At 70.2% G+C, this 25,535-nt stretch carries 26 protein-coding genes; 1 reads left to right on the forward strand and 25 read right to left on the reverse strand.

Annotated elements, in window-relative coordinates; translation table 11 throughout:
* Positions 1-28: 28 nt before the first annotated feature.
* The 21 genes from BKK79_RS09620 to BKK79_RS09720 form a co-directional block, all read right to left on the reverse strand.
* Positions 29-973, reverse strand: coding sequence for an MBL fold metallo-hydrolase (locus BKK79_RS09620; RefSeq protein ID WP_071010746.1), 945 nt, complete (start codon positions 971-973; stop codon positions 29-31).
* Between the two features lie 4 nt (positions 974-977).
* Positions 978-1,235 carry a DUF1289 domain-containing protein gene (locus BKK79_RS40270; protein WP_071037595.1) on the reverse strand — a complete coding sequence of 86 codons (258 nt, stop codon included), beginning with the start codon at positions 1,233-1,235 and terminating at the stop codon, positions 978-980.
* A 295-nt stretch (positions 1,236-1,530) separates the two neighbouring features.
* A complete protein-coding gene (locus tag BKK79_RS09630) occupies positions 1,531-2,046 on the reverse strand; it encodes a YbaK/EbsC family protein (RefSeq protein WP_071010744.1) in 516 nt (171 codons plus the stop codon).
* Between the two features lie 28 nt (positions 2,047-2,074).
* The gene (locus BKK79_RS09635) at positions 2,075-3,007 is read right to left on the reverse strand and encodes a hydroxymethylglutaryl-CoA lyase (RefSeq protein ID WP_071037596.1); all 933 of its coding nucleotides are present in this window, start codon (positions 3,005-3,007) and stop codon (positions 2,075-2,077) included.
* Between the two features lie 77 nt (positions 3,008-3,084).
* A complete protein-coding gene (locus BKK79_RS09640) occupies positions 3,085-4,026 on the reverse strand; it encodes a 2-hydroxyacid dehydrogenase (RefSeq protein WP_071037597.1) in 942 nt (313 codons plus the stop codon).
* Between the two features lie 173 nt (positions 4,027-4,199).
* Positions 4,200-6,236 carry an acetyl/propionyl/methylcrotonyl-CoA carboxylase subunit alpha gene (locus tag BKK79_RS09645; RefSeq protein ID WP_071037598.1) on the reverse strand — a complete coding sequence of 679 codons (2,037 nt, stop codon included), beginning with the start codon at positions 6,234-6,236 and terminating at the stop codon, positions 4,200-4,202.
* An 84-nt stretch (positions 6,237-6,320) separates the two neighbouring features.
* Positions 6,321-7,355 (reverse strand): biotin synthase BioB, encoded by a 1,035-nt coding sequence (bioB, locus tag BKK79_RS09650; protein WP_071010740.1) that lies wholly within the window; start codon positions 7,353-7,355, stop codon positions 6,321-6,323.
* Positions 7,356-7,425: 70 nt separating this feature from the next.
* A complete protein-coding gene (bioD, locus tag BKK79_RS09655; RefSeq protein WP_071037599.1) occupies positions 7,426-8,199 on the reverse strand; it encodes a dethiobiotin synthase in 774 nt (257 codons plus the stop codon).
* Positions 8,196-9,461, reverse strand: coding sequence for an 8-amino-7-oxononanoate synthase (gene bioF / locus BKK79_RS09660; RefSeq protein ID WP_071037600.1), 1,266 nt, complete (start codon positions 9,459-9,461; stop codon positions 8,196-8,198). Before bioF ends, bioD begins: the two co-directional genes overlap by 4 nt.
* On the reverse strand, positions 9,451-10,926 hold the full coding sequence (gene bioA, locus BKK79_RS09665; protein ID WP_084084625.1) for an adenosylmethionine--8-amino-7-oxononanoate transaminase: 1,476 nt from the start codon (positions 10,924-10,926) through the stop codon (positions 9,451-9,453). The genes bioF and bioA overlap by 11 nt, the downstream gene beginning before the upstream one ends.
* A 216-nt stretch (positions 10,927-11,142) precedes the next feature.
* Positions 11,143-12,012, reverse strand: coding sequence for a dienelactone hydrolase family protein (locus BKK79_RS09670; protein WP_083383915.1), 870 nt, complete (start codon positions 12,010-12,012; stop codon positions 11,143-11,145).
* Between the two features lie 57 nt (positions 12,013-12,069).
* Positions 12,070-12,498: a YchJ family metal-binding protein gene (locus BKK79_RS09675; RefSeq protein ID WP_071037601.1), complete on the reverse strand. Its 429-nt coding sequence runs from the start codon at positions 12,496-12,498 to the stop codon at positions 12,070-12,072.
* Between the two features lie 8 nt (positions 12,499-12,506).
* Positions 12,507-13,193 carry an HAD family hydrolase gene (locus BKK79_RS09680; protein WP_071037602.1) on the reverse strand — a complete coding sequence of 229 codons (687 nt, stop codon included), beginning with the start codon at positions 13,191-13,193 and terminating at the stop codon, positions 12,507-12,509.
* The gene (locus BKK79_RS09685) at positions 13,190-13,849 is read right to left on the reverse strand and encodes a 2-hydroxychromene-2-carboxylate isomerase (RefSeq protein ID WP_071010735.1); all 660 of its coding nucleotides are present in this window, start codon (positions 13,847-13,849) and stop codon (positions 13,190-13,192) included. Before BKK79_RS09685 ends, BKK79_RS09680 begins: the two co-directional genes overlap by 4 nt.
* A gap of 53 nt (positions 13,850-13,902) precedes the next feature.
* Positions 13,903-15,033, reverse strand: coding sequence for an acyl-CoA dehydrogenase family protein (locus BKK79_RS09690; protein ID WP_071010734.1), 1,131 nt, complete (start codon positions 15,031-15,033; stop codon positions 13,903-13,905).
* A gap of 112 nt (positions 15,034-15,145) precedes the next feature.
* Positions 15,146-15,826 carry an SDR family oxidoreductase gene (locus BKK79_RS09695; RefSeq protein ID WP_071010733.1) on the reverse strand — a complete coding sequence of 227 codons (681 nt, stop codon included), beginning with the start codon at positions 15,824-15,826 and terminating at the stop codon, positions 15,146-15,148.
* A 107-nt stretch (positions 15,827-15,933) separates the two neighbouring features.
* Positions 15,934-17,115, reverse strand: a complete 1,182-nt coding sequence (locus tag BKK79_RS09700) for an acetyl-CoA C-acetyltransferase (protein ID WP_071010732.1) — start codon at positions 17,113-17,115, stop codon at positions 15,934-15,936.
* A gap of 74 nt (positions 17,116-17,189) precedes the next feature.
* Positions 17,190-17,861, reverse strand: coding sequence for a carbonate dehydratase (can, locus tag BKK79_RS09705; protein WP_071010731.1), 672 nt, complete (start codon positions 17,859-17,861; stop codon positions 17,190-17,192).
* Positions 17,858-19,684 carry a bifunctional isocitrate dehydrogenase kinase/phosphatase gene (aceK, locus tag BKK79_RS09710; protein WP_071010730.1) on the reverse strand — a complete coding sequence of 609 codons (1,827 nt, stop codon included), beginning with the start codon at positions 19,682-19,684 and terminating at the stop codon, positions 17,858-17,860. The genes can and aceK overlap by 4 nt, the downstream gene beginning before the upstream one ends.
* A 127-nt stretch (positions 19,685-19,811) precedes the next feature.
* Positions 19,812-20,288, reverse strand: coding sequence for a PaaI family thioesterase (locus tag BKK79_RS09715; RefSeq protein WP_071037603.1), 477 nt, complete (start codon positions 20,286-20,288; stop codon positions 19,812-19,814).
* Positions 20,289-20,444: 156 nt separating this feature from the next.
* On the reverse strand, positions 20,445-20,867 hold the full coding sequence (locus tag BKK79_RS09720) for a MerR family transcriptional regulator (protein WP_071010728.1): 423 nt from the start codon (positions 20,865-20,867) through the stop codon (positions 20,445-20,447).
* A 231-nt stretch (positions 20,868-21,098) separates the two neighbouring features.
* On the opposite strand from BKK79_RS09720, the gene BKK79_RS09725 reads away from it, so the two are divergent.
* Complete coding sequence (locus BKK79_RS09725) at positions 21,099-22,175, forward strand: MBL fold metallo-hydrolase (RefSeq protein ID WP_071010727.1); 1,077 nt, start codon at positions 21,099-21,101, stop codon at positions 22,173-22,175.
* 44 nt (positions 22,176-22,219) lie between these two features.
* On the opposite strand, the gene BKK79_RS09730 is transcribed toward BKK79_RS09725, so the two are convergent.
* From BKK79_RS09730 to BKK79_RS09745, 4 genes are all read right to left on the reverse strand, one after another.
* Positions 22,220-23,062: a helical backbone metal receptor gene (locus BKK79_RS09730; protein ID WP_071037604.1), complete on the reverse strand. Its 843-nt coding sequence runs from the start codon at positions 23,060-23,062 to the stop codon at positions 22,220-22,222.
* A complete protein-coding gene (locus BKK79_RS09735; protein WP_071010725.1) occupies positions 23,062-23,886 on the reverse strand; it encodes an SDR family oxidoreductase in 825 nt (274 codons plus the stop codon). Before BKK79_RS09735 ends, BKK79_RS09730 begins: the two co-directional genes overlap by 1 nt.
* Before the next feature lie 92 nt (positions 23,887-23,978).
* The gene (locus BKK79_RS09740) at positions 23,979-24,614 is read right to left on the reverse strand and encodes a thiol:disulfide interchange protein DsbA/DsbL (protein WP_071010724.1); all 636 of its coding nucleotides are present in this window, start codon (positions 24,612-24,614) and stop codon (positions 23,979-23,981) included.
* 85 nt (positions 24,615-24,699) lie between these two features.
* Positions 24,700-25,521 (reverse strand): SPOR domain-containing protein, encoded by an 822-nt coding sequence (locus tag BKK79_RS09745; protein ID WP_071038486.1) that lies wholly within the window; start codon positions 25,519-25,521, stop codon positions 24,700-24,702.
* Between the last annotated feature and the right edge of the window lie 14 nt (positions 25,522-25,535).

Raw genomic sequence — 25,535 nt, forward strand, 5'->3', positions numbered from 1 at the left:
GCATACGCCCTCCTCCCGCTGCGATCGCTCAGCCGCGATCCACCACCAGCCCATCCTGCAGCGCCAGCGCGCCGATGCCCGCCAGCGACCGCACCACTTCGTCGAGCATAGCACCGAGCGGCTGCTCCGACAGGAAGCGCGCGTGGATGCGCTGCATCAGCGGCGCCGCCTCCATCCAGGCCTGCAGCGCGTCCAGGCGCATGCTGCCCTGTTCCAGCAGCTTGAACTTGACCAGCACCTTGACCGCATGCGAGGCATTGCGGCGCGGATCGGCGCGCAGGTGGCCGAGCCGGCCGCGCGCCCGCGCCAGGGCCCCTTCCACATCGCTGAACAGGCGCCCGTGTCCCGGGATCACCAGCTTCGGCACCAGCCCGGCGATGCACTCCAGCACCGCGGCCTGCTCGGCGAAGCCGCTCTCGCCGTCCAGCTCGGGAAAGATCACGCCGAAGCCGTTTTCCCACAAGGCGTCGCCCGAAATCAGGATGCGCTCGTCCGGCGCGTACAGCATGACCGCATGCGGATCGTGCCCCGGCGCGGCTACCACGCGCCAGGCGATACCGCCCAGCATGAGTTCATCGCCATCGCGCAGCAGCTCGTCGAAGCCGAAGGGATCGCACTGCTGCCCGGTCTCGACGAAGCTGAGCGCCTCGGCATCCCAACGCCGCACCGCCTCCGCCTCGGCGGCAGGAATCGCGGTGCGCGGCTGCCAGCGCGCCTGCAGCGCGGCATTGCCGCCGCAGTGGTCGGAATGCAGATGGGTATTGATCAGGCGCCGCAGCGGCCGGCCGCCCAGCCCGGCCTCGACCAGCGCCAGTGTCTGCGCGCTGTGCGTGACATAGCCGGAATCGACCAGGGCGGTCTCGTCGCCGTCGACGAACAGGATATTGTTGGCCGACAGCCAGCCACGCTCGAACACGCGCAGCGTGGCAGGCAGGGCGAACGGTGCGGCAGGAGCAGAGGTGGGTGTGGGCATGGGGCTATTGTGGTGGCATCGTGCCGCTGCCGGCAAGCTGCTGCGCGCGCCCGGGCAGGCTGGCCCAGATGCGCCGCTTGTCGGCTTCGGTGGCGTTCGACCACGCCGCGATCTCGTCGATGGTGCGCAGGCAGCCCTCGCACCAGCCGCCGGCTGCATCCATGCGGCAGACATTGCGGCAGGGCGAAGGCACGGGCACCGCGCGCTGCGCGGCCTCGGCCTGGCGCTGCAGGTCGGCGAGTTGCACGGTGGTCCAGGGCACGGATTCTCCTGAGGGTAGGCGGCTGCGCGGCCGGCCGCGACGATGGCGGCGGCTGTCACAGGCGCGATCGCAGTTGCAGTTGCAGTTGCAGTTGCAGTTGCAGTTGCAGTTGCAGTTGCAGTTGCAGTTGCGAATGTGGTCTCCTCTCTCCCGCGTGCGGGAGAGAGGTCGGGGGAGAGGGCCGGCCTTCGCCAGCACGACGGCATTCACTTCGCGCCAGCGCCCGCCCTCTCCCCCAGCCCCTCTCCCACAAGTGGGAGAGGGGAGCAAACCAGCGGCCTGGCGGAGGCCGATCCTAGCGCTGCGCGTCCTGCGCCACGTCGGCCACCTCGGCCCCCGTCATCGCCTGCAGCTGCGAGGGTGTCAGATTGAACACCGCATGCGGATGCCCTGCCGCCGCCCACAGGCTCTGGTAGCGGAACAGGTCGCGGTCGATCAGCATCAGCGGCTCGACCCGGTGGCCGATCGGGCAGACGCCGCCGATGGCATAGCCCGTCTTCTCGCGCACGAAACGCGCGTCGGCCTTGCCGAGCGCGCCCACGCGCGCCGCCACCTTGTCCTCGTCGACACGGTTGCTGCCGCTGGCGATGACCAGCACCGGCGCATCGTCGGCAAGGCGGCGGAAGAGGATGGACTTGGCGATTTCCGCCACGCTGCAACCCAGGCCGGCGGCGGCTTCCGCCGAGGTCTTGCCGGTGGCCGGCAGCATCACCACGGGCCGGTCGTGGCCGAGCCCGGCCAGCAGGCCGGCCACACGCTGCGCGGATTCCGGCAGCGCCTCCGGCGCCGCCGCTGCATTGCCTTCGCTCATGCCCGGGCGCTCCGGTGGCCGCATGCGCTCAGACACAGCTGGCCGGCGCCTCGGCGCTTCCCCACTTGGTCAGCAGGGCGCGGCCGACGCGCGAGTTGTTGGGTCGGCCGATGGCGCGCGAGATGAAGTCGCCCGCGCGTACCACCTGCTCCAGGTCGATGCCGGTGTGGATACCCATGCCCTGCAGCATGTACAGCACGTCTTCGGTGGCCACGTTGCCGGTGGCGCCCTTGGCATAGGGACAGCCGCCCAGGCCGGCCACCGAGGCGTGGAAGATGGCGATGCCGACATCGAGGCTGGCCAGGATATTGGACAGCGCCTGTCCGTACGTATCGTGGAAGTGCCCCGACAGCCGGTCGATGGGGAATTCGGCTGCCGCCGCGCGCATCACTTCCTGCACCCGCGCCGGCGTGCCCACACCGATGGTGTCGGCGATATCGATCTCGTCGCAGCCCAGTTCGCGCATGCGGCGCACCACGTCCACCACGGCCGACACCGGCACCTCGCCCTGGTAGGGACAGCCCAGCGCGCACGAGACGCTGGCGCGCAGGCGCAGGCCGCGTTCCTTGGCCGCGGCCGCGACCGGCGCGAAGCGCGCGATCGATTCGGCGATCGAGCAGTTGATATTCTTCTGCGAGAAGGCCTCGCTGGCCGCGCCGAAGATCACCACCTCGTCCGCACCGGCCTCCACCGCCGCCTCGAAGCCTTTCATATTGGGCGTCAGCGCCGAATACAGCGTGCCCGGACGGCGCTGGATGCGCGCCATCACGTCGGCGCTGTCGGCCATCTGCGGCACCCATTTCGGCGAGACGAAGGAGGCGGCCTCGATATTGACGAAGCCGGCCTCGGTCAGTCGGTCCACCAGCGCCACCTTGACCTCGGTGGGCACGATCTCCTTCTCGTTCTGCAGGCCGTCACGCGGCCCCACTTCGACAACCTTCACATAACCAGGCGTGTTCATGCTGTGTCTCCTCCGTTCCTCTGATGCGCTTCCATGCGCCGTGCGGGCGCGTGGCCGCCCTCCTCGATTCCGTCGCGTCAGTAGCCGCGCTGCAGGTCCACCACGCCGGCGACCGTCCGGCCCTCGGCCAGCGCGCGGATCTTGCCGGCGATCTGCGCGATGCTGTCCTCGCGCAGCGTGAGCGCCGAGATGTGCGGCGTGATGGTGATGCGGGGCTCGCCCCAGAAAGGATGCTCGGCCGGCAGCGGCTCGACGCGGAACACGTCGAGCGTGGCGCCGGCGAGCTGCCCCTGCTGGACGGCGGCGAGCAGGTCTTCCTCGACCACATGCTGCCCGCGCGCCACGTTGATGAAGTAAGCGCCCTTGGCCAGCCGCGCCAGCAGCGCGGCGTCGACGACGTTCTCGGTCTCCGGCGTCAGCGGCAGCACGTTGACCAGCACGCGCAGGCCGTCGAGGAAGGCGGCGCGGCCGTCCTCGCCATGGAAGCCCTGCACGCCTTCCACGGTCTTGGCGCTGCGGCTCCAGCCGCGCACCGGGAAGCCGAAGCCGGCCAGCGTGCGCGCGATATGCGTGCCGAGCGTGCCGATGCCCATCACGCCGACGGGGAATTCCTCGCGCCGGTACGGCTTGAGGAACTTCCAGGCGCCGGCGCGCTGCTGGCCGGCGTAGTCGTCGAGGCGGCGGAAGTGGCGCAGCACCGCATGCGTCACGTACTCGGCCATCTGCGCGGCCATGCCGGCGTCGTCCAGGCGCACGATGGGCACGCCTGCGGGCAGCGCGGCGGGATCCTGGTCGCGCAGGCGCAGGATGCCGTCGACGCCGGCGCCCAGGTTGAACACGGCCTTCAGGTCGGTGCGCCCGCGCAGCATCTCCAGCGGCGGGCGCCACACCACGGCATAGTCCGCCTGCTCGCCCCGGCTGCCTTCCCAGGTCAGGCACTGCGCCTCGGGCAGGGCCTGGGCGAAGCCTTCGATCCACGGTGCATACCGGCCGTCCGGCACATACAACTGCAACTTCATCTGGGGCTCTCCAACGCGTGTCCGGGCAGCCAGGCGCGCCGCCCTGTCTTGTCTGTGTGGGCTATCCGGCACGGCGCGCGCTGCCGCGGGCCGCGCGCCGTACCGCCTGCTATTGTGGCAGACCCGCGCCGCAGACGCAGCCCTGGCGCGCCGGCGCGCGCCGCGGGCATGTATCAGGCACGTCCGGCGAAGGTCAGCAGCTGCGCCCCTTCGCTGACCTGGTCGCCGACCGCGTACAGCAGTTCGCCGACGGTACCGTCGACCGGCGCGCTGATGGTGTGCTCCATCTTCATCGCCTCCATCACCAGCAGCGGCGTGCCGCGCACGACGCTGGCGCCGGCCTCGACCAGCACGGCGATGACCTTGCCCGGCATCGGCGCGGTCAGCTTGCCGCCCTCCCCTTCGCCCTCGCCGGCATGGGCGAGCGGGTCCAGCAGGGTCAGGACGTCGTGGCGGCCATCATGGAAGAGGTGGAAGCGCTCCCCGTCGGCGTGCACCTGGCCGTGCACCCGGCGCGTGCCCAGGTCCACGCGGACGTCCGCGGCAGCACAGGCCGCCGCGAACGGCGCGGCCTGGTCGGCGAAGAACAGCGTGGCACGGCCGCCCTGCTCGACCAGCGCGACCTCCAGGATGGTCCCGTCGGCCTTGGCCAGGCGCAGTTCGCGCCGGGCCCGGCTATTGAGGCGCCAGGCCCCGGCACGCACCCAGGGCGAGTGAGGATCGGCCTCGTCGACGCGGCGCTCGGCCGCCTCGCGCGCCTGCAGCGCCGCCACCGCCAGCGCGATGGCCTCCATGCCCACCGGCGCCGCCGGCGGGAACAGCACCGCCCGGTTGCGCTCGATCAGCCCGGTGTCCAGGTCCGCCTGCGCGAAGGCCTCGCACGCCACCAGCCGCTGCAGGAAGGCCACGTTGGTCGACAGCCCCACCACCTGGTAGGCCGCCAGCGCCTGGCGCATGCGCGCCAGCGCCTCGTCGCGGTCGCGCCCCCACACGATCAGCTTGGCGATCATCGGGTCGTAGTAGGGGCTGATGGTGTCGCCCTCGCGCACACCCGCGTCGATGCGCACGCCGGCCGGGCCGTGCGGGTTGCCGTCGACCGCGCCGCCGCGCATGAACTGCACCGCCGCCGGCGTGCGCAGGTAGCGCAGCGTGCCGGTCGAGGGCAGGAACTGCTTGTCCGGGTTCTCGGCGTAGATGCGCGCCTCCAGCGCGTGGCCGTCGATGCGCAGCTGCTCCTGCGCCAGCGGCAGCGGCTCGCCCGCGGCCACGCGCAGCTGCCACTCGACCAGGTCCTGCCCGGTGATCATCTCGGTCACCGGGTGCTCGACCTGCAGCCGCGTGTTCATCTCCATGAAGTAGAAGCTGCCGTCCTGGTTGGCGATGAACTCCACCGTGCCGGCGCCCACGTAGCCCACCGCGCGCGCCGCGGCCACCGCCGCCTCGCCCATGGCGCGCCGGCGTTCCTCGCTCATGCCCGGCGCCGGCGCCTCTTCCAGCACCTTCTGGTGGCGCCGCTGCACCGAGCAGTCGCGCTCGAACAGGTAGACACAGTGGCCCTGGCTGTCGGCGAAGACCTGGATCTCGATGTGGCGCGGGCGCGTCAGGTACTTCTCGACCAGCACGCGCTCGTCGCCGAAGCTGGCCAGCGCCTCGCGCTTGACCGAGGCCAGCGCGGCCTCGAAGGCCTCGGGCGCCTCGACCACGCGCATGCCCTTGCCGCCGCCGCCGGCGCTGGCCTTGAGCAGCACCGGGTAGCCGATGCGGTCGGCCTCGCGGCGCAGCAGCGCCGGGTCCTGGTCCTCGCCGTGGTAGCCGGGCACCAGCGGCACGGCGGCGGTCTCCATCAGCTGCTTGGCCGCGCTCTTGCTGCCCATGGCGCGGATGGCCGAGGCCGGCGGGCCGATGAAGACCAGGCCGGCGGCCGCGCAGGCCTCGGCGAAGCCCTCGTTCTCGGAGAGGAAGCCGTAGCCGGGGTGGATGGCCTGGGCGCCGGTGGCGCGCGCCACCTCGATGATGTGGTCGGCGCGCAGGTAGCTGTCACGCGCGGCGGCGCCGCCGATGTGCACGGCCTCGTCGCAGAAGGCCACGTGGCGCGCGTCGGCGTCGGCGTCCGAGTACACCGCCACGGTGCGGATGCCCAGCCGGCGGCAGGTGGCCGCCACGCGGCAGGCGATTTCTCCTCGGTTGGCGATCAGGATCTTGCGGAACATGTTTCCTCCATCCTCCGGTCTCCCGGCGCCACCGCCAAGCTGCGGCGGACGCCGGCCAGGCCGCCCGCCGCCCGCCTCAGCGCATCATCCGGCCCAGCCTTCGGTGCGGATGTCCAGCCGAGCCAGCAGCGCGCGGTCGCGCTCGGCCTGCGGGTTGCCCGTGGTCAGCAGCCGGTCGCCGTAGAAGATGGAGTTGGCGCCGGCCATGAAGCACAGGGCCTGCAAGGCTTCGTCCATTGTCTCGCGTCCGGCCGAAAGACGCACCATCGATTTGGGCATGGTGATGCGCGCCACGGCGATGGTGCGCACGAACTCGAAAGGATCGATCCGGTCCGCGCCGGCCAGCGGCGTGCCGTCCACCGGCATCAGGTTGTTGATGGGCACCGACTCGGGATAGGGATCCAGGTTGGCCAGCTGGGCGATCAGGCCGGCGCGCGCCTCGCGCGTCTCGCCCATGCCGACGATGCCGCCGCTGCAGACATGGATGCCGGCGTCGCGCACGTGGCCGATGGTATCGAGCCGGTCCTGGTAGGTGCGGGTGCTGACGATCTTGCCGTAGTACTCGGGCGAGGTGTCCAGGTTGTGGTTGTAGTAGTCCAGCCCCGCCTCCTTGAGCTGCTGGGCCTGTCCGGGCTCGAGCATGCCCAGCGTGACGCAGGTCTCCAGGCCCATTGCCTTGACCTCGCGCACCATGTCCATCACCGGCTCCAGGTGGCGTTCCTTGGGGCTGCGCCAGGCCGCGCCCATGCAGAAGCGGGTGGCGCCGCTGGCCTTGGCCTCGCGCGCGGCCTGCAGCACCTCGTCCAGCGCCATCAGCTTGCTGGCCTTGAGGCCGGTGTCGTGGTGAGCGCTCTGCGAGCAGTAGCCGCAGTCCTCTTCGCAGCCGCCGGTCTTGATCGACAGCAGCGTGGAGAGCTGCACGGTATTGGCGTCGAAGTGCTCGCGGTGGACCTGCTGGGCACGGAACAGCAGGTCGTTGAAGGGCAGCGCGAACAGCGCGGCGATATCGGCCACGCTCCAGCGCGCATCGGCCGGCAGCTGGGCCTGGCGCTGGCGCGCGCTCTGGCGCAGCGCGTCGGCGGAAATGGTGGCGACGGTGGTGTTCTCGATCGGGTTCATCGGGGTCCTCTTCTTTCTCTTTCTCGTTCGGTTTTCGATCCAGGCGCGCGCGCCTGGGGCAATGTCTTGCTCAGGGCCGTGGCGCCGCGCCGGCCTGCACCCAGGCCGCCAGCAGCGGCGCCAGGTCGAGCCGGGCCGCGGCGTCGGCGGGTGCCACCTGCCAGGGCAGTTCGCCCAGGCAAGGCGCGCCCAGCGTGCGGTGCAGCGTGTCGATGTTCTGCTCGGCCAGCAGCATGTCCGGGTCGACCCGGTTGGCGATCCAGCCGGCCAGGGTCAGGCCGCGCGCGCGCACGGCGGCGGCGCTCAGCATGGCGTGGTTCAGGCAGCCCAGGCGCACGCCGACCACCAGCACCACGGGCAGGCCCAGCATGGCGGCGAGGTCGGCGGTGTCCCAGCCCGCGCTGGCGCCATCCGGGTCGCCGCCGTCCGGCAGGTGCAGCGGCACCTGGAAGCCGCCGACCCCTTCCACCACCACCGCTTCGGCCTGGCGGCGCAAGGCGGCGAAGGCGGTCCGGATGGGACCGGGCGCGATGCGCGCGCCTTCCGCGGCCGCGGCCAGGTGGGGCGAGCACGGCGTGCGCAGCAGGAAGGGGCAGGTCTCGTGCAGCGCGACCTCGACCGAGCCGGCGGCGCGCAACCGGGCCACGTCGTCGTTGTGCCAGGCGCCGTCGCGCCATTCGCTGCCGCTGGCGACCGGCTTCATGCCGGCGGCGCGGTAGCCGGCGGCGCGCAGCGCGTGCAGCAGGGTGGCGCTCGCGTGGGTCTTGCCGACGCCGGTGTCGGTGCCGGTCACGAAGCAGGCCAGCGAGGCCGGACGGAGCGCGGCGGGCAGGCTGGCGTTCATGCGGCCTCCCGTGCCGGTACCGCGCCGGCGGCGCGCGCATGGCGGCCGAGCGCCGCCAGCAGGGTAGCCACGTCCTGCGCGCTGTGCGCGGCCGACAAGGTGATGCGCAGGCGCGCGGTGCCGGCTGCCACGGTAGGCGGCCGGATCGCGCCGACGCGGATACCGTCGGCCTCCAGCGCGGCGGACAGCGCCAGCGCCTCGTCGTTGTCGCCGATGATCAGCGGCTGGATCGCCGTGTCGCTGGGCAGCAGCTGCCAGCCGGCGGCGGCTGCCAGCGGCGCCAGGCCGGCACGCAGCTCGGCGATGCGCTCGGCCAGCGCGGCGCGCCGGGCATCGCCCTCGGCGCCGGCGATCAGGTCCAGGCTGGCCAGCAGCGCGTGCGCCACGGCGGGCGGCGCGGCGGTGGTATAGATATAGGGACGCGCGGCATTGACCAGGTGCTCGATCACCAGCGGGTGCGCCGCCACGAAGGCGCCGGCCACGCCGGCCGCCTTGCCCAGGGTGCCGATGTAGACGAATCGCTCCGAGGCCAGGCCCAGGTGGGCGAGCACGCCGCGGCCCTGCGCGCCCAGCGCGCCGAAGCCGTGCGCGTCGTCGACGATGAGCCAGGCATCATGCCGTTCGGCCAGCGCCAGCAGGCCGGCCAGCGGGGCGATGTCGCCGTCCATGCTGAACACGCTGTCGGTGACGATCAGCTTGAGCGGACTGGTACACGCGCCCAGCAGTGCGTCGAGCGCCGCCAGGTCGCCATGCGGGTAGCGCTGCACAGCGGCGCGCGCCAGCCGGGTGCCGTCGATCAGCGAGGCATGGTTGAGGGCCTCGCTGAACAAGGTCGCCTCGGCGCTCCCGAGCGCCGTCAGCACGGCGAGATTGGCCATGTAGCCGGTGCAGAAGTAGAGCGCGCGCGCGGCGGGAATGTGCGGCGCCAGCCAGCGCGCCAGCTCCGCCTCGAGTTGCGCATGCGCCAGCGAGTGGCCGCTGACCAGGTGCGAGGCACCGCTGCCCGCGCCATAGCGGCGCACGCCGTCGATGAAGCCCTCGGCCACCGCGGCATGGTTGGCCAGCCCGAGGTAGTCGTTGCTGCAGAAGGTAAGCAGGCGCCGGGCCGGGCCGGCCACCGATGCGTTCGAGGCATCGGCAGCATCGGCGGCAGCGGCGATGTCCTGCCAGGGGGCGCAGGCGCTGTGCGCGGTGCGGCGACGGCGCGTCAGGGCACTGGCCGCACGCGCCTGGGCGGCCTGTTTCAGGTGTTCAAGCAGCATCGAGACTCTCCTTCTGCTCGCGCCGGGCGGTGCCGGCGGCAGCGGGCGCCAGCACGGCGTCCAGCGTGGATTGCAGCCGCCCGGCCAGCCAACGGGCCTGCGCGGCATCGAAGACATAGGGTGGCAGCACGTAGAGCGTGCGGCCCAGGGGCCGGATCAGCAGCTCGCGCGCCAGGCCGGCCTGGTGGAAACGCGCGGCGAAATCGGCGCCGGCCAGTTCGGCGCGCACGTCGGCGGCCCAGATCAGGCCGCGCTGGCGCACGTGCGTAAGGCGCGCGTCGGCGGCCAGGCCTGCCATCGCTTCGGCCAGCCAGCGCGCGCGCTCGCGGTTGCGGACCAGCACGTCCTGCTGCGCGAACAGGTCGAGCGTGGCCAGCGCGGCGCGGCAGGCGAGCGGGTTGCCGGTATAGGAATGCGAATGCAGGAAGCTGCGCGCCACGTCGTCGGCGACGAAGGCCTGCTGGATGGCGTCACGCGACAGCACCAGCGAGAGCGGCAGGTAGCCGCCGCTGATGCCCTTGGACAGGCACAGGAAATCCGGCCACAGGTGCGCGGCCAGCGGCGCGGCGCCGGGCCCGGCATCGCCGCGCGCCTGCTCCCAGGCGAAGAAGGTGCCGGTGCGCCCGCAGCCCACCGCGATCTCGTCGGCGATCAGGTGCACGCGGTAGCGGTCGCACAACGCGCGCGCGCCGTCCAGGTAGGACGGGTCGTACATGGCCATGCCGGTGGCGCATTGCACCAGCGGCTCGATAATCAGCGCCGCGATCTGACCGCCGCGCTCACGCAGCAGCGCCTCCAGTTCGGCCAGCGCGCGCGCGGCCACGCCAGCGGCGCTCTCGCCCGGCGCGGCCTGGCGTGCATCGGGCGACATCACCACATGGGCCTGCGTCAGCAGCGGCGCATAGGCATCGCGGAAGACCGCCACGTCGGTCACGCCGAGCGCGCCAATGGTCTCGCCGTGGTAGCTGTGGCGCAGGCAGACGAACTCGCGCTTGGCCGGCAGCCCGGTATTGCGCCAGAAGTGAAAGCTCATCTTGAGCGCGATCTCCACCGCCGAAGCACCGTCCGAGGCGTAGAACGCGTTGCCGAGCGCGCCACCGGTCAATGCGCGCAGGCGCTCCGCCAGCTCCACCGCCGGCGCATGGGTGCAGCCGGCCAGCATGACGTGCTCGATGGTGTCGAGCTGCTCGCGCAGCGCGGCGTTGATGGCGGGATTCGCGTGACCGAACAGGTTGACCCACCAGGAACTGGTGGCATCGAAATAGCGCTGCCCCTGCGCATCGAACAGCCATGGGCCCTCGCCGCGCGCGATGGCCAGCGGCGGCTCGCCGGCCGCGGGCGCCGGGCGCAGGCGCGTGCAGGGATGCCAGACCGCCTGCAGGCTGCGCTGGCCCAGCGTCGGGTGCGGCGCCAGGCCGTCGCTGCCGGGGGCGGCGGCGGGAGATGGAATTGTCGGATGTGCCAAGGGGACCCTCCTTCGTTGAGCGCGCGCACAGCGGCCGGAACGGCGCCGCACGGCTTGCGGAGGGCCATGTTAGGAAGATCGGCAGGCGCTTGGCAAACCTTCACCAAAAGCGGATTTGAACGCGTTTTATTCGGATTTACGCGAAGAAGATCGGCAGTTGATGCTTCGCCGACGCGACACGTCGCCTTCTGCGCACAACGTGCACGGCAGCTTTTTTCAGGGAAGCGGATCGAAAGGCAGCCCCAGCTCGCGGAAGAAGCGCGCCACCTCGGGCAGCCACACTGCCATGCCGGCGCGGCTGCCGAACAGCCGGTGCGCGTCGCCGTCGAAATTGCCGTAGTCGACTAGGCGCGCATCGGCGCCAGCGCCCTCCGCCTCGGCGCGATAGGCATGGAACATGCGCGCGGGCAGCGGCGCCGGCCAGAAGCTGTCGTTGTCGCCGTAGAACCAGAGCGAGGGATAGCGCGCCAGGCGGCCATAGCCGGCGAAGGCTTCGACCAGGTCGGCCTGCCAGCCCGGGCAGGCGTCGTCGCGCAGGCCACCGGAGAAATTGATGACGCCGCGCACGCCCGGGTAGCTCAAGGTGCCGAAGGCCATCGTGGTGAGGCCGCCATGCGACTGCCCGATGACGACGATGCGGCTCATGTCCACGTAGGGCCGGGTACGCATGTAGTCGAGCGTGGCGATCACATCTTCGGCCTGCGCCAGGCCGTTGCGCGCCACGTTGCAGCCGCCGCCGATATACGGGCCGCCGGACTTGGCGAAGCCTTGCCGCATGGGCAGGATCACGACGTAGCCGCGCTTGACGAATTCCGCGCTCTGCGCCGCATAGCGCGCGCGCGCCTGGAAGGCCGGCCGGCCGTGCGTCTTGCCGTGGTTGATCACCACCAGCGGGAACGGGCCGTCGCCCGCCGGCTTGAAGATGGTGGCCTCCAGTTCGATGATGAAGGGGCCGGCCGGCTTGGGCACCTTGACCACGTCCTCCTCGATGCGCGGCGGCTGTGCACGCGCAACGCCGCCCGCCGCCGCCCAGCCCAGGACCGCGCAGGCAAAGAGTGCAAGACAGGTGCGGCGCCGCCTCGTCATGGAATCGCCAGCTTCCGGCACATGGTCAGGCGCGGCGCAGGCCCGCGGGCGCTGCCATCAGCCCTCCCCCAGCATGTCGCCGTCGACATAGAGCCAGCACGGCGCTTCGCCGGGCGCGCGCGCGGCGCGCACGAAGCGGCTGCGTTCATGCAGGCGCCAGGCGCGTCCGCCGACCTTGTAGCGGGCGACGAACTCCACTTCGGCGTGGTCGGCGTCCGCCTGGGCGTGCGACTTGACCGCCAGGCCGAGCCAGCGCGTGGCCGGATCGGCGGCGAGATCGGCCGGACAGGTGGAGGGATGCCAGGTCTGCCGCAGCCACTCGACCTCGCCGAGCACGTAGGCACTGTAGCGCGAGCGCATCAGCGTCTGCGCATCGCCGGGCAAGGCCTCCCCGCGATGGAAACGCCCGCAGCAGCTGGCGTAGTCCGCACCGCCGCAGGGACAGGGCTGCGGCGCCGCGGCCGGGCGCGCGTGCTTGCCCGCCATCGCCGCGCTCACAGCACCAGCGCGGGCAGCTCGCGCATGTCGGCGAAGATCGCGCTGGCGCCGGCATCGCGCAACTGCACAGCGTCATTGCGCGCCGCGTAGCCGAACACGGTCATGCCCGCCGCGACACCGGCGGTGGCACCTGCCGGGCTGTCCTCGACCACGGCACAGCGCGCCGGCACCACGCCCATGGTCTCGGCCGCCAGCAGGTAGACGTCGGGCGCGGGCTTGCTGCGCTTGACCTCGGTGGCGGAGAAGACATGCTCGCGCGCATCCTGCTGGAACAGTTCGAGCAGGCCGGTGCGGCCGAGCTGCAGCTTGACCTTGATGCGGTCGGCACCCGACGCCACGCACACCGGCATGCCGGTGGCGGCAATGGCCGCGACCGCGTCGCGCACGTGCTCGATGGCCTCGACCTCGGCCTCCAGCACGGCGTTGCGCCGCGCCAGCCAGGTCGACAGCCAGTTGTCCGGCAGCGGCGCGCCGCGCAGGCGTGCAATGGTGTCCAGTTCCTCGCGCACGGCGCGGCCCAGGAACATCCGCGTGGATTCCTCCAGCGAGATGCCGATGCCCAGTTCATTGAGCATCTGGTTCAGCACGCGGTTGACGATGGGCTCGCTGTCGACGAGCACGCCGTCGCAATCGAAGATCACGCAATCGAACTTGCGCGCGTGCCGGGGAGTTACTGCATTCATGCCGGTTTCTTTTCCTTGCTGGTATCGGGCGGCGCCACCGCGCGCAGCGCGGTCGGGCGGCCGCTCTTGAGATGGGCCTCGATCTGGTCGAAGCGGTCGAAGCCCCAGAAGGGCTCGCCGTCGATGATGACGAAGGGCGAGCCGAACACGCCCTTGGCCATCGCCACCTCGATCTCGGCCTTGAGCTGTTCCTTGATCTGCGGGCTGCTGGCGCCGGCATCCATGGCGCGGCCATCGATGCCGAGCGCATCGGCAAGCTTGACCAGCTCGGCCGGCTCGGCGATGTTCACGTCCTCGACGAAGAACGCATGATAGACCGCCTTGGCGAAGGCCGCGGCCAGATCTTCGCCATGGTGATTCTGCAGCCACAGCACGGCCCGCGCGGCCTGCGTGGTCGGCAGCGGAAAGTGCGTCGGACGGTGGTACTCGATGCCGTGGAAGCGCGCGGTGCGCTCGAAGTCGCGCCAGGCGTAGTCACCCTTGAGCGGCAGCTGCGGCAGCGGCGCGCTGCCCGTGGTCTTGAACACCACACCCAGCAGGATGGGGTGCCAGGAAACGATGCGGCCGTACTTCTGTGCCAGCTCGTCGATGCGCGTGCTGGCGAAGTAGCCGTAGGGGGAGGAGAAGTCGAAGTAGAAGTCGATGGCAGCTGTCATGTCAGGGGCTCCGCATGCGGGGGCTTGTGAAAACGGCGATGCCGGCGCCGGCCTCAGGCCAGCGCGCGTGCGATCAGGATCTTCTGGATGTCGCTGGTGCCTTCGTAGATCTGGCAGACGCGCACGTCCCGGTAGATGCGCTCGACCGGGAAATCGCTGACATAGCCATAGCCGCCGAACACCTGGATGGCATCCGAGCAGACGCGCTCGGCCATCTCGCTGGCGAACAGCTTGGCCATGGCCGCCTCCTTCAGGCACGGCCGGCCGGCGTCGCGCAGGGAAGCGGCATGCCAGACCATCTGCCGCGCCACCTCGATGCGCGTGGCCATCTCGGCCAGGCGGAACTGCACCGCCTGGTGCTGGAACAGCGGCTGGCCGAAGCTCTCGCGCTCCTTGGCGTAGGCCAGCGCCGCCTCCAGTGCCGCGCGCGCCATGCCGACGCTCTGCGAAGCGATGCCGATGCGCCCGCCCTCCAGGCCGGACAGCGCCATCTTGTAGCCGCCGCCCTCCTCGCCCAGCAGGTTGGCCGCCGGGATGCGGCAGTTCTCGAAGACGATCTGGGCGGTGTCCGACGAATGCTGGCCGAGCTTGTCCTCCAGCCGCGCCACCACGTAGCCGGGCGTGCCGGTCGGCACCAGGAAGGCACTGATGCCGCGCTTGCCGGCGGTCTTGTCGGTCACCGCCAGCACGATGGCCACGTCGGCATGCTTGCCGCTGGTGATGAACTGCTTGACGCCGTCGAGCACGTAGTGGTCGCCGTCGCGGCGCGCCGTGGTGCGCAGCGCGGAGGCATCGGAGCCCACATGGGGCTCGGTCAGGCAGAAGGCGCCCAGCATCTCGCCGCGCGCCAGCGGCACCAGCCACTGCTGCTTCTGCGCTTCGCTGGCGAAGGCCATCAGCATGCTGCACACCGGGCAGTTGTTGACGCTGATGACGGTGGAGGTGCCGCCGTCGCCGGCGGCGATCTCTTCCAGGATCAGCGCCAGCGACAGGTAGTCGAGCCCGGCGCCGCCATAGGCTTCCGGCACCGCCACGCCATAGGCGCCGAGCGCGGCCAGCTGGCGGTGCACGTCCTTGGGAAAGGTGCCGTCGCGGTCCCATTGCGCGGCGCGTGGCGCGATCTCCTGTTGCGCGAACTGGCGCACGGCATCGCGGATCATTTCCTGTTCGGGGGTCAGCAGCATGTTGCTCTCGGTCGCTTGGGGTCGCTTGGGGTCGCTTGGGGTCGCTTGGGGTCGCTGTCCGTCAAATAGAGCGGCTGGCAGGCGGGACCGCCACGGCCCCGCCGTGCCGGGCTCACCAGGGCAGCTCGGCGCCGTCGTAGGCGTGGAAGCTGCCGTTGTCGGCCCGGCTCGCGCCGGCCAGCACGCGCCGCATGCCGCCCACGCTGTCTTCCACCGCGAGGTCGGCCCCGCTCCCGCCCATGTCGGTGCGCACCCAGCCCGGATGCAGCGCGACACAGGTGGCCTGGCGCGCATCCAGCGACACGCACTTGAGCACGGCATTGACCGCGGCCTTGCTGGTGCGGTAAAGCCAGCTGCGGTTGCTGTCCATGGCGCCGATGCTGCCCATGCGCGACGACAGCACCGCCAGCACGCCGCCCTGGCCGCCGCGGCCGGCCTCGACCAGGGGCAGCAGCAGCGGCAGCGCCATCATCGGCCCGAGCACGTTGACGTGCATGACCTCGTCGAAGTCCTGCTGCTGCACGGGCTGCGCGCCCTCGCTGCGCGGGCCGATCACGCCGGCGTTGTAGATGGCCACGTCGACGGCTTCGCCGTCGAGCTTCCAGCCCAGGCCGGCCACCGCGGCCGGATCCGTCAGGTCGACGCGATGCGCTTCGGCGCCGAGCGCCTGCAAGGCCTCGATGCCGGCCTCGCTGCGCGCGGTGGCGATCACGCGATGGCCGTCGGCGCGGTACTGGCGCACGAACTCCAGGCCGATGCCGCGCGAGGCGCCGAGAATGAGGACTGTGGACACGGATGGGCTCCTAGATCAGGGAAGGGGTTGCACGGGGCCGGCGGCACGCCGGCCCGCCGAAAAGGCCCGCACGGCGCCGGCCCGCTGAGGCCGGCGCCGCACCTGGCTCAGACCAGCTCGATGCCGACCGCGGTGGCTTCGCCACCGCCGATGCACAGGCTGGCCACGCCGCGCTTGCCGCCGGTCTTGCGCAGCGCGCCGATCAGCGTGGTCATGATACGCGCCCCCGAGGCACCGATCGGATGGCCCAGCGCGCAGGCGCCGCCGTGGATATTGACCTTGTCGCGCGGGATCTCCAGGTCGTGCATGGCCGCCATCGGCACCACCGCGAAGGCCTCGTTGATCTCGAACAGGTCGACGCTGCCGGTGTTCCAGTCGAGCTTGCGGTACAGCTTGGCGATCGCCTCGACCGGCGCGGTGGTGAACCAGCCGGGCGCCTGCGCATGGGTGGTGTGGCCGAGCATGCGTGCCAGCGGCACCAGGCCGAGGCGGGCCGCGGTGGATTCGCGCATCATCACCAGCGCCGAGGCGCCGTCATTGATCGACGAGGACGAAGCGGCGGTGATGGTGCCGTCCTTGGCGAAGGCCGGCTTGAGCGACGGGATCTTGTCGAGCTTGATGCGGCGCGGGCCTTCGTCGGTGTCGATCACCGTGTCGCCGCCCTTGCCGGACACGGTCACCGGCGTGATCTCCCAGCGGAAGTCGCCAGCCTCGGTGGCCTGCTGGGCGCGGCGCACGCTCTCGATGGCGAAGGTGTCCTGCTGCTCGCGCGTGAAACCGTACTTGGCCGCGCAGTCCTCGCCGAAGGTTCCCATGGCGCGGCCCTTGTCGTAGGCATCCTCGAGGCCGTCCAGCATCATGTGGTCATAGATCATGCCGTGGCCGATGCGGTAGCCGCCGCGGCCCTTGGGAATCAGGTAGGGCGCATTGGTCATGCTTTCCATGCCGCCGGCCACCGCGATCTCGAAGGAGCCGGCCAGCAGGCCGTCGAACACGTTCATGGCCGCACGCATGCCGGAGCCGCACATCTTGTTGACCGTGGTGCAGCCCACCGACAGCGGCAGGCCCGCGCCAAGCGCAGCCTGGCGCGCCGGCGCCTGGCCCTGGCCGGCCGGCAGCACGCAGCCGAACACCACTTCCTCGACCTGCTCCGGCTTGAGGCCGGCGCGCTCCACCGCGGCGCGGATGGCGGCGGCGCCGAGCTGCGGGGCCGTGAGCGAGGCGAACTCGCCCTGGAAAGCGGCCATGGGCGTGCGCACGGCCGATACGATGACGATAGGGTCTTGCATCTTCTGTCTCCTTTGGATGGGGAATGGGGGATGGGGGATGGGGGATGGGGGTGACCGAGCGGCCGGCAGCGCCTTCAGCGGATCGACGCCTGCGGCGGCTCGCCGAACTGGCGGTAGGCCGCCTGCGTCTGCGCCAGCAGTTCCTCGTTGCTGCTGGCGGCCATGCCGAGGTCGCGCAGCAGGCCGTCGGATACGCCGTAGATCCAGCCGTACACCGTCACTTCCTGGCCGCGCGCCCAGGCATCCTGCAGCACGGTGGTGTGGCAGATATTGCCGACCTGCTCGATCACGTTGAGCTCGCACAGCCGCGTATGGGCATCCTCCTCACGCAGGATGGTGCCCAGGTAGGCCTCGTGCTTGTCGGCCACGTCGCGCACATGGCGCAGCCAGTTGTCGGCCAGGCCGATGCGCTCGCGCTTGAGCGCGACCTTGACGCCGCTGCAGCCATAGTGGCCGACCACGGTGATGTGGCGCACCTTGAGCACATCGACCGCGAACTGGATCACCGCCAGCGCGTTCAGGTCGCTGTGGGCGATCACATTGGCGATGTTGCGGTGGACGAAGACCTCGCCCGGCGCCAGGCCGAGGATCTGGTTGGCGGGCACGCGCGAGTCGGAGCAGCCGATCCACAGGTACTCCGGCGCCTGCTGGTTGGCCAGGCGCGTGAAGAAGGCGGGGTCTTCGGCATTGACGCGGTCCACCCACTCGCGGTTGTTGCGGAACAACTGGGCGATGGCCTCACTCATGCTGCCCTCCTTGCCTGCGGCTCGCCGCCGGCGCGGGGCGCCGGGCTGCCATAGCGGTTGATGAAGCGTTCCGATGTCTGGTAGGCATAGAAATCATGAAGATGGCCGGCCAGCAGCCGGTCCTTTTGCGCCTGCCACATGGCAGGGTCGAAGAAGTCCTCGTGGTGCCGCAGGAAGGCGGCGCGCACGCGCGGGTCGCCGAGCAGGAAGGTACGGTACGTTTCCGGAAAGATGTCGTGCGGCCGCACGGTGTACCAGATCTCGCCGGACATTTCCTCCTCTTCGTTGCGGGGCTGCGGCACATGGCGCACGTTGCAGTCGGTCAGGTACTCGATCTCGTCATAGTCGTAGAACACCACGCGCCCGTGGCGCGTGACGCCGAAGTTCTTGTACAACATGTCGCCCGGGAAGATGTTGGCGGCGATCAGTTCCTTGACGGCGTTGCCGTACTCGATGATGCCGTGCTCCACCTGCGCGTCGCTGCCCTCCTGCAGCCAGAGGTTCAGCGGGGTCATGCGGCGCTCGATGTACAGGTGGCGCACCACGATTTCCTCGCCGCCGTCCTTGGCGCGCTGGTACTCGACCATCGACGGCGCATGCCGCTCCAGTTCGCGCACCAGCGCCTCGTCGAAGCGCGACAGCGGGAACGCCACGCCGGAATACTCGAGCGTGTCGGCCATGCGTCCGACCCGGTCGTGCTGCTTGACGAGCTGGTACTTGGACTTGACCTGCTCGCGGGTGGTTTCCTTGGGTGCCGGGTAGAAGTCCTTGATCACCTTGAACACATAGGGAAACGACGGCAGCGTGAACACCAGCATCACCAGGCCCTTGATGCCCGGCGCGACAATGAACTTGTCCGAGGAATGCTGCAGGTGATGGAGGAAATCGCGATAGAAGAGGTTCTTGCCCTGCTTCTGCAGCCCCAGCGAGGTGTAGATCTCCGCGCGCGGCTTGCGCGGCATCAGGTCACGCAGGAAGGTGACGTAGGCCGACGGGATCTCCATGTCGACCAGGAAGTAGGAGTGCGAGAAGGAGAACAGGATCAGCACCTGCTCCTTGTCCAGCAGCACGGCGTCCAGCGCCAGCCCGCCCGAGGGGCCATGCACGATGGGGATCACCAGCGGGTAGCTGCGGTCGCCGTTGAGCACGCGCCCGATGATGAAGGCAGTCTTGTGGCGGAAGAACAGCGAGGACAGCACATGCACCTGGAAATTGGGCGCGATGCGGAACTCGCCGAACTGTTCGCCGATCGCGCGCACCACGTAGCCGATGTCGCGCGGCAGGTCTTCGAACGGCCGCTCGAGCTGGAAATTGTGGACGATGCGCTCGAAGCAGGCGGCCATGCCTTCGCGGCTGCCGGGATAGTAGGCGCGGTAGGTCGGCCGCGTCGGCGACTCCTCGTTCTCGATGTACTCGGTCGAGATGGCCGGGCGCACGAAGATGAAGTCGTTGTTGAAATAGGAACGGTGCAGCAGGCGCGTGCACACCGAGTTGAAGAAGGTCTCGGCCAGTTCGGGCTGGTGGTGGTTGGTCAGCAGCCCGATGTAGTGCAGCTTGATCTGCTGCCAGATACCGTTCTCGATGCGCTCGGCGTCGTACTCATCCTCCAGGATCAGGCTGGTCTCGCGCACGCGCTCATTGTAGAAGTCGATGCGATCACGCTGGATCTGCTGCAGGCCCTGCCAGTCGCCGGCCTCGAACCTTGCCTTGGCCTGCTGCCCGGCCTCGCGGAACAGCCGGTAATGCTTGTCGAAGCCGTCGAGCATGGTCCGCGCCACATCGAAGGCGATCTGCGACGAGAGCAGCTTGGGAAAATGGGACATGGCGGGCGCGGAAACGGCGGCGGTACGGGAATTGTAATGGGGTTCGTTCGCGGCTTCGCGCCGGCGCGCGCCGTGCGGACCGGGCCGGCGGCCCGCGCGGCGGCGGCGCCTCGTCCGCCGCGTTGCCTCAGACGTGATCCAGTGTGCGCACCACGCACAAGGTCATCAACATGGTCGCCACAGCCTTGCGCCGCCCGCCGCTCTCGGTGAAAACGTCGCCCTGGGCCACGATCAGCGTCCGCCCCGGCTTGACCACCCGGCCCACCGCCACCAGGCGCTCACCCTGGGCCGGCGACAGCAGGTTGATCTTGTACTCGGCGGTCAACCCGGCCTCGCCCTCGCCCACCACCGACAGCGCCGCATAGCCACAGGCGCTGTCCGCCAGCGCGCCGACCGCGCCGCCGTGGAAGAAACCGTGCTGCTGGGTGACGCGCTCGGACCAGGGCATCGCGATCTCGACCTCACCGTGCGCGACCCGTGTCAGAGTGGCGCCGAAGGTGGTCATCAGGCCCTGGCGCGCGAAGCTGGTGGCGATCGCGTCGGCGCGCTGCGCGCCGAGGGTCTGGGGTTTGGGCGGGATGGAAGCGTCGGGCAAGGCGGTCATGGGGAAATCCTGGTTCGTCCGGCATCCGTGGAAGCCGCTCTATTTTATTGACGTTTACGTAAACGTCAACTTGATTGCCGCAGCCGGCCGGGAGCGGTCCTCCGGCATCCGCATGAGAGCGCGTGAGAACCTCTGCGCCGAGCGATAAGAGCCGGATCAGGCTCGTGCCGGCCGCTGCCCCCGCAGCTGCTCCTGCAGCAGGTCACGGCAATGGCGCTCGTGCTGGTCGATCTCGGCCAGTTGGGCCTGCAGGTCTTCCAGCTGCCGCTGGAGCGCGCCGCGATGGTCCGCCAACGCATGCAGGAAACGCTCGAGCTGCGGCACCGTATCGCCAGGCGACTCATACAGATCCAGTATCTCGCGGATCTCATTGAGAGTGAGTCCCAACCTTTTTCCACGCAGCGTCAACTTCAGGCGGGTCCGCTCACGCGCGCTGTAGACCCGCGTGCGGCCGCCGGAGCCGGTCCGCTCCGGTGCCAGCAGACCTTGGTCCTCGTAGAAACGGATGGCGCGCGGCGTCACCTCGAACTCGCGCGAGAGCTCGGTGATGGTGTAGGTCGTGGTCTGGCTGGATGACATGAGGCTTCGAAAAAATGAACGGTCGTTCGATATGTAATGAAGTTTTCGCTTAAGATGGACGACGCGCCGTTCGGATTGACGTTAACGTTAGCGTCAAGCCCGGCGGCTGGCAACCGCGGGAGACAACCCACCCGGATCGGCCGCGGCCACGACAGCAAGCACCACGAGAAGCCCGCCCGCCGGCAAGCGCCGGCCCAGCAAGCGCAGGGCTCAAGACCAGCGAGACTCCCCATGAACGCACTCGAACACCAACTCCAATACCCGTTCGGCGACACCATGCCCGAGCCCGGCACGCGGCAGCAGGTGGCCCCCGGCGTGTACTGGCTGCGCATGCCGCTGCCGTTCGCGCTCGACCATATCAACCTGTGGCTGCTGCGCGACCGCCTCGACGGGCGCGACGGCTGGACCATCGTCGACTGCGGCATCAGCAACGACACCATCCAGGCCAACTGGGAGAAAGTGTTCGCGAACGAACTGGAGGGCCTGCCGGTGCTGCGCGTGCTGGTCACGCACTGCCACCCCGACCACGTCGGCCTGGCGGCCTGGCTGTGCAAGCGCTGGGACGTGCGCCTGTGGATGAGCCTGGGCGACTACATGAGCGCGCGCGTCATGGGCGGCGGCAATGGTGCCGGCTCCAATGCCGGCGGCGACTTTGCCGCCAGCCACTTCGCCCGCCACGGCCTGAACGACCCCGACAGCCTGGAGAAGCTGCGCGCGCGCAAGAGCTACTACCCCTCGCTGGTGCCTGACCTGCCCACCCAATACCGCCGCCTGATGGATGGCGACACCGTGGCGATCGGCGCCGACCCGGCCAGCGCCGGCTGGCGCGTGATCACCGGCTACGGCCACGCGCCCGAGCACGTGGCGCTGTACAACGACGCCACCGGGGTGCTGATCTCCGGCGACATGGTGCTGCCGCGCATTTCCACCAATGTCAGCGTGTTCGACATGGAGCCGGAGGGCAATCCGCTCAAGCTCTACCTCGACTCGCTCGGCAAGTACGAGGGACTGCCCGCGGAGGTGCTGATCCTGCCGTCGCACGGCCGCCCCTTCCGCAACCTGCACACGCGCATCCTGCAGTTGCGCGAGCACCACGTCGAGCGGCTGGCCGAGACCCTGGAAGCCTGTGCCGCCAAGCCGTGCAGCGCGCACGACATCGTCGGCGTGATGTTCCGCCGCCAGTTCGACATCCACCAGATGACCTTCGCCATGGGCGAGGCACTGGCCCACCTGCATCTGTTATGGCACGAGGGCCGCGTGGTGCGCCGGCTCGATGCCGACGGCGTGATCCGCTTCAGCGCGGCGTGAGCGCCGGCGCCGGGCCGGTCCCGGCGCCCTCAGGCCCGCCGCCCTCAGGCCTGGCGCGCGAAGGCCGCCAGGTAAGCGATGCCGTCGATGGCGCGGCTGCCGTACCAGGAAACCATCTCGCCATCGATCGGCAGCACCGGCATGCCGAGTTGTCGCTCGAGCGCATCGGCGTGGTCTTCGGTGAAGCGGTAGGGCTCGCTCGCCAGCAGCACCAGGTCGAGCTGGCGCACCAGCGCCCCGCTCCAGCGGAAGCTGGGATAGCGCGCGCCGGGCGCATTGGGACGGGCACAGTCGCCGCCGGCGCAGGCCTCCCCCGCTGCCGCCGCCAGCTCCGCCGGCGGCCAGGTCTGCCAGCCGACCAGGGACAGCATGCGACTGATATAGGTGTCGCGCGACACCGTCATCCAGGGATCCTGCCAGATCGCGTAGAGCACGCGCCGGGCCGGCCAGGACTGCGCCCGCACCGCGGCCAGCGCCGCCTCCAGCCGGCCGCACAGGGCCTCGGCTTCGCGCTCGCGCGCAAAGATGCCGCCGAGCAGCCGGTACAGTGTCAGGTTATCTTCCGGCGCACAGGGATGGGTGACGATCACGTGCGGCACGAAGGCACGGATGGCCTCCACCGTCTCGCGCCGGTTCTCATCGACATTGACCACCACATGGGTCGGCGCCAGCGCGCGCAGGCGCTCCAGCTGCACGTCCTTGGTGCCGCCGACCTTCGGGACCGCGCGCACCTGTGGCGCCGGATGGACGCAGAAGCCCGTGCGCGCCACCAGTTGCGGCCCCAGGCCGAGCGCCCACAGCAGTTCGGTGATGGACGGTACCAGCGAGGCGATGCGGGCGCCCGCGCCGGCGCGCCCGTGCGCCTGGCCGGCGGCGTCGCGCCACATCAGGCGGAAGCGCCGGGTGGCGGCGCGCTGCCCGGGTCCGGCTTGCGCGGCTTGCGCGGCGCGCGGGCGGCCAGGGCATCGTAGAGCCAGCGCGGCAGCACGTGCAGGATGCCCGCCACCACGCCCATCTGCCAGGGAACGACGGCGAAGCGCCGCCCCGCCGCGATGGCCCGCACGGCCTTGCGGGCGAACACGTCCGCATCCATCAGGAAGGGCATGCGGTAGGGGTTGTGCGCCGTCATCGGCGTGCGGATGTAGCCGGGCGCGATGGTGACCACGCGGATACCGTTGGCGCGCTCTTCCAGCCGCAGGCTTTCCAGCAGCTTGATCACCGCCGACTTGGAGGCACTGTAGGCGCCGGCGCCCGGCAGCCCGCGCACGCCGGCCACGCTGGCGATGCCGACCAGCGTGCCGCGCCAGCCACCGGCGCCGCGTTCGGCGGCGCGCATCGGCTGCAGGAACGGCTGGAAGGTGGTGAGCACGCCGAACCAGTTGGTGTCCATCACCAGGCGGAAGGCAGCCAGGTCCTCTCGCTCGCCGGCCACGGTGCCGACGGAAACGCCGGCATTGGCGACGACGATGTCGGGACAGCCGAAATGGTCGAGGAAATCCTGCGCGGCCGCTGCCATCGCATCGGCATCGCGGACGTCGGCGGCGTAGACGCGCGCCGCGTTGGGGTTGGGCAGGCTCGCGGCGAGTTCCCGCAAGGCCGCCTCGCGGCGGCCGACCAGCCCGAGAATGGCGCCGCGGGCGGCGTATTCCCTGGCGAGCGCCTGGCCCAGGCCGCTGGAAGCACCGGTGAGGAAGACCTTCTGGGCTCGCATCGGGATCGGGTACTCCGGAGGATCCGGGGGGATCGGGGCGATCCCGGAATCCGGACCGGCAAAGCGGGCCGCGTCGCGCGGCCCGCGCCGCATCACATCTTCTTGTCGCGCACGCCGGTGACCAGGAAGTCCATGGCCTGGATGGCCGCGGCCTTGCTGCCTGCGATGGACGGCGAGGTCTCGTACTTGCCCTGGATCACCACGGTCGGCACGCCGTCGATCTTGTAGGCATCGGCAATCTTGTTGGCACGCTGCGAATTGGTATTGACCGAGAACGAGTTGTAGGCGTCGAGGAAGGCCTTGCGGTCGATGCCGTTCTTGGCCATCAGGTCGGCGATCTCGTTGGGATCGACCATGCGCTTGCGGTCGACGTGGATGGCATTGAAGACCTTGGCGTGCATGGCGTCGAGCTTGCCGAGCGCCTCCAGCGCATAGAAGATCTTGGTGTGCGGCAGCAGGTCGTCGCGGAATGCCACCGGCACGCGCTTGAACACCACGTCCTTGCCCTGGCGCTTGACCCACGCCTCGAGTTCGGGCTCGAAGTCGAAGCAGTGCGGGCAACCGTACCAGAAGAACTCGATCACCTCGACCTTGCCGGCCGGCGCGGCTTGCGGGTTCTTCAGCACCTGGTAGTCCTTGCCTTCGACGGGCACGGCCTGGGCGGGTGCGGACATCAGCAGGCCGCTGACAGCGGCAAGCATGGCAAACAGGGCGGCGAATTTCTTCATGTTGCGCGGATCTCGAGTTGGGACGATGAGCCTATGACAGCGGCGGGGCGCCGCGGTTCAGCGCCCCGCCGTCAAACCCCTAACGCTACTGCCGGGTGAAACGGATGACAGAAGCCTCGAAGCCGGCCGCCTGCAGGCGGTCGCGCACGCGGTTCATGTCCTCGATCTTGTTGAACGGCCCGAGCCGGACGCGGTACATCTTGACGCCGTTGACATCGCGGTCGGTGACCTTGGCCTCGAAGCCCTGCATGGCGAGGTTGGCCTTCTGGCGGTCGGCGTCGTCGGGCGAGCGGAAGGCGCCGACCTGCAGCAGGTAGCCGGCCGAAGAGCGATTGGCGTCGGCCATGGCGATCTCGGCGATCGGGTCGGCCACGGGCTTCTCGGCGGGACGGGCTGCCTGACGGGTGTCGGCCGGCTTCTCCGCCGGCTTTTCCGCGGGCTTCTCCACCGGCCTGTCGGCAGGCCTTTCGGCGGGCTTGTCGGCAGGCTTCTCGACAGGCCTGTCGGCGGGCCGCGCCGGCGTCAGCTGCGCATGCCGCTCGGGCACCGGCGCCACAGCGGTGCCGGCGCCGGGCGTGCTGCCCTGGTCGGCCTGCGGCTCCTGCTCGGCAGGGCCGACCGGCTTGGGCGGCGTCTTGCTCCAGAGCGGCGTGTTCGGGTCCGACGGCGCCTGCTGCGGGGCCTGCGCCGGGCTCGGCAGCGTACTGACGACGTTGCCCGGCTCGCTGGGCTTGGGCGCCGGCGCCCCCTTCTGCTGGAAGGGCGCGGGCGACTTGGTGATGTACAGGGCCACCACCACCGCGATGGCCAGACCGATGATCAGGCCGAGCACCAGGCCCAGGAACGTACCGCCGCGCTGCGAATCGCGGCGGCCTTGGCGCGTGGCGCGCTTGCGTTGCTGTTGCATGAAGTCCTCTTGCA

Source organism: Cupriavidus sp. USMAA2-4 (genome assembly GCF_001854305.1).
Lineage (GTDB): Bacteria > Pseudomonadota > Gammaproteobacteria > Burkholderiales > Burkholderiaceae > Cupriavidus > Cupriavidus malaysiensis.

Bases quoted from the DNA above. Each gene is read 5' to 3' on its own strand.
- BKK79_RS09630 (WP_071010744.1), bottom strand. From the start codon at position 2,046: ATGAGCGAAGGCAATGCAGCGGCGGCGCCGGAGGCGCTGCCGGAATCC.
- BKK79_RS09620 (WP_071010746.1), bottom strand. From the start codon at position 973: ATGCCCACACCCACCTCTGCTCCTGCCGCACCGTTCGCCCTGCCTGCC.
- BKK79_RS09640 (WP_071037597.1), bottom strand. From the start codon at position 4,026: ATGAAGTTGCAGTTGTATGTGCCGGACGGCCGGTATGCACCGTGGATC.
- BKK79_RS09735 (WP_071010725.1), bottom strand. From the start codon at position 23,886: ATGCGAGCCCAGAAGGTCTTCCTCACCGGTGCTTCCAGCGGCCTGGGC.
- BKK79_RS09715 (WP_071037603.1), bottom strand. From the start codon at position 20,288: ATGACCGCCTTGCCCGACGCTTCCATCCCGCCCAAACCCCAGACCCTC.
- BKK79_RS09745 (WP_071038486.1), bottom strand. From the start codon at position 25,521: ATGCAACAGCAACGCAAGCGCGCCACGCGCCAAGGCCGCCGCGATTCG.
- BKK79_RS09740 (WP_071010724.1), bottom strand. From the start codon at position 24,614: ATGAAGAAATTCGCCGCCCTGTTTGCCATGCTTGCCGCTGTCAGCGGC.
- aceK (WP_071010730.1), bottom strand. From the start codon at position 19,684: ATGTCCCATTTTCCCAAGCTGCTCTCGTCGCAGATCGCCTTCGATGTG.
- BKK79_RS09670 (WP_083383915.1), bottom strand. From the start codon at position 12,012: ATGACGAGGCGGCGCCGCACCTGTCTTGCACTCTTTGCCTGCGCGGTC.
- BKK79_RS09725 (WP_071010727.1), top strand. From the start codon at position 21,099: ATGAACGCACTCGAACACCAACTCCAATACCCGTTCGGCGACACCATG.
- BKK79_RS09685 (WP_071010735.1), bottom strand. From the start codon at position 13,849: ATGACAGCTGCCATCGACTTCTACTTCGACTTCTCCTCCCCCTACGGC.
- bioB (WP_071010740.1), bottom strand. From the start codon at position 7,355: ATGAACCCGATCGAGAACACCACCGTCGCCACCATTTCCGCCGACGCG.
- BKK79_RS09720 (WP_071010728.1), bottom strand. From the start codon at position 20,867: ATGTCATCCAGCCAGACCACGACCTACACCATCACCGAGCTCTCGCGC.
- BKK79_RS09635 (WP_071037596.1), bottom strand. From the start codon at position 3,007: ATGAACACGCCTGGTTATGTGAAGGTTGTCGAAGTGGGGCCGCGTGAC.
- BKK79_RS09680 (WP_071037602.1), bottom strand. From the start codon at position 13,193: ATGAATGCAGTAACTCCCCGGCACGCGCGCAAGTTCGATTGCGTGATC.
- BKK79_RS09645 (WP_071037598.1), bottom strand. From the start codon at position 6,236: ATGTTCCGCAAGATCCTGATCGCCAACCGAGGAGAAATCGCCTGCCGC.
- BKK79_RS09690 (WP_071010734.1), bottom strand. From the start codon at position 15,033: ATGCTGCTGACCCCCGAACAGGAAATGATCCGCGATGCCGTGCGCCAG.
- BKK79_RS09675 (WP_071037601.1), bottom strand. From the start codon at position 12,498: ATGGCGGGCAAGCACGCGCGCCCGGCCGCGGCGCCGCAGCCCTGTCCC.
- BKK79_RS09700 (WP_071010732.1), bottom strand. From the start codon at position 17,115: ATGCAAGACCCTATCGTCATCGTATCGGCCGTGCGCACGCCCATGGCC.
- bioF (WP_071037600.1), bottom strand. From the start codon at position 9,461: ATGCTGCTTGAACACCTGAAACAGGCCGCCCAGGCGCGTGCGGCCAGT.
- bioD (WP_071037599.1), bottom strand. From the start codon at position 8,199: ATGAACGCCAGCCTGCCCGCCGCGCTCCGTCCGGCCTCGCTGGCCTGC.
- can (WP_071010731.1), bottom strand. From the start codon at position 17,861: ATGAGTGAGGCCATCGCCCAGTTGTTCCGCAACAACCGCGAGTGGGTG.
- BKK79_RS09730 (WP_071037604.1), bottom strand. From the start codon at position 23,062: ATGTGGCGCGACGCCGCCGGCCAGGCGCACGGGCGCGCCGGCGCGGGC.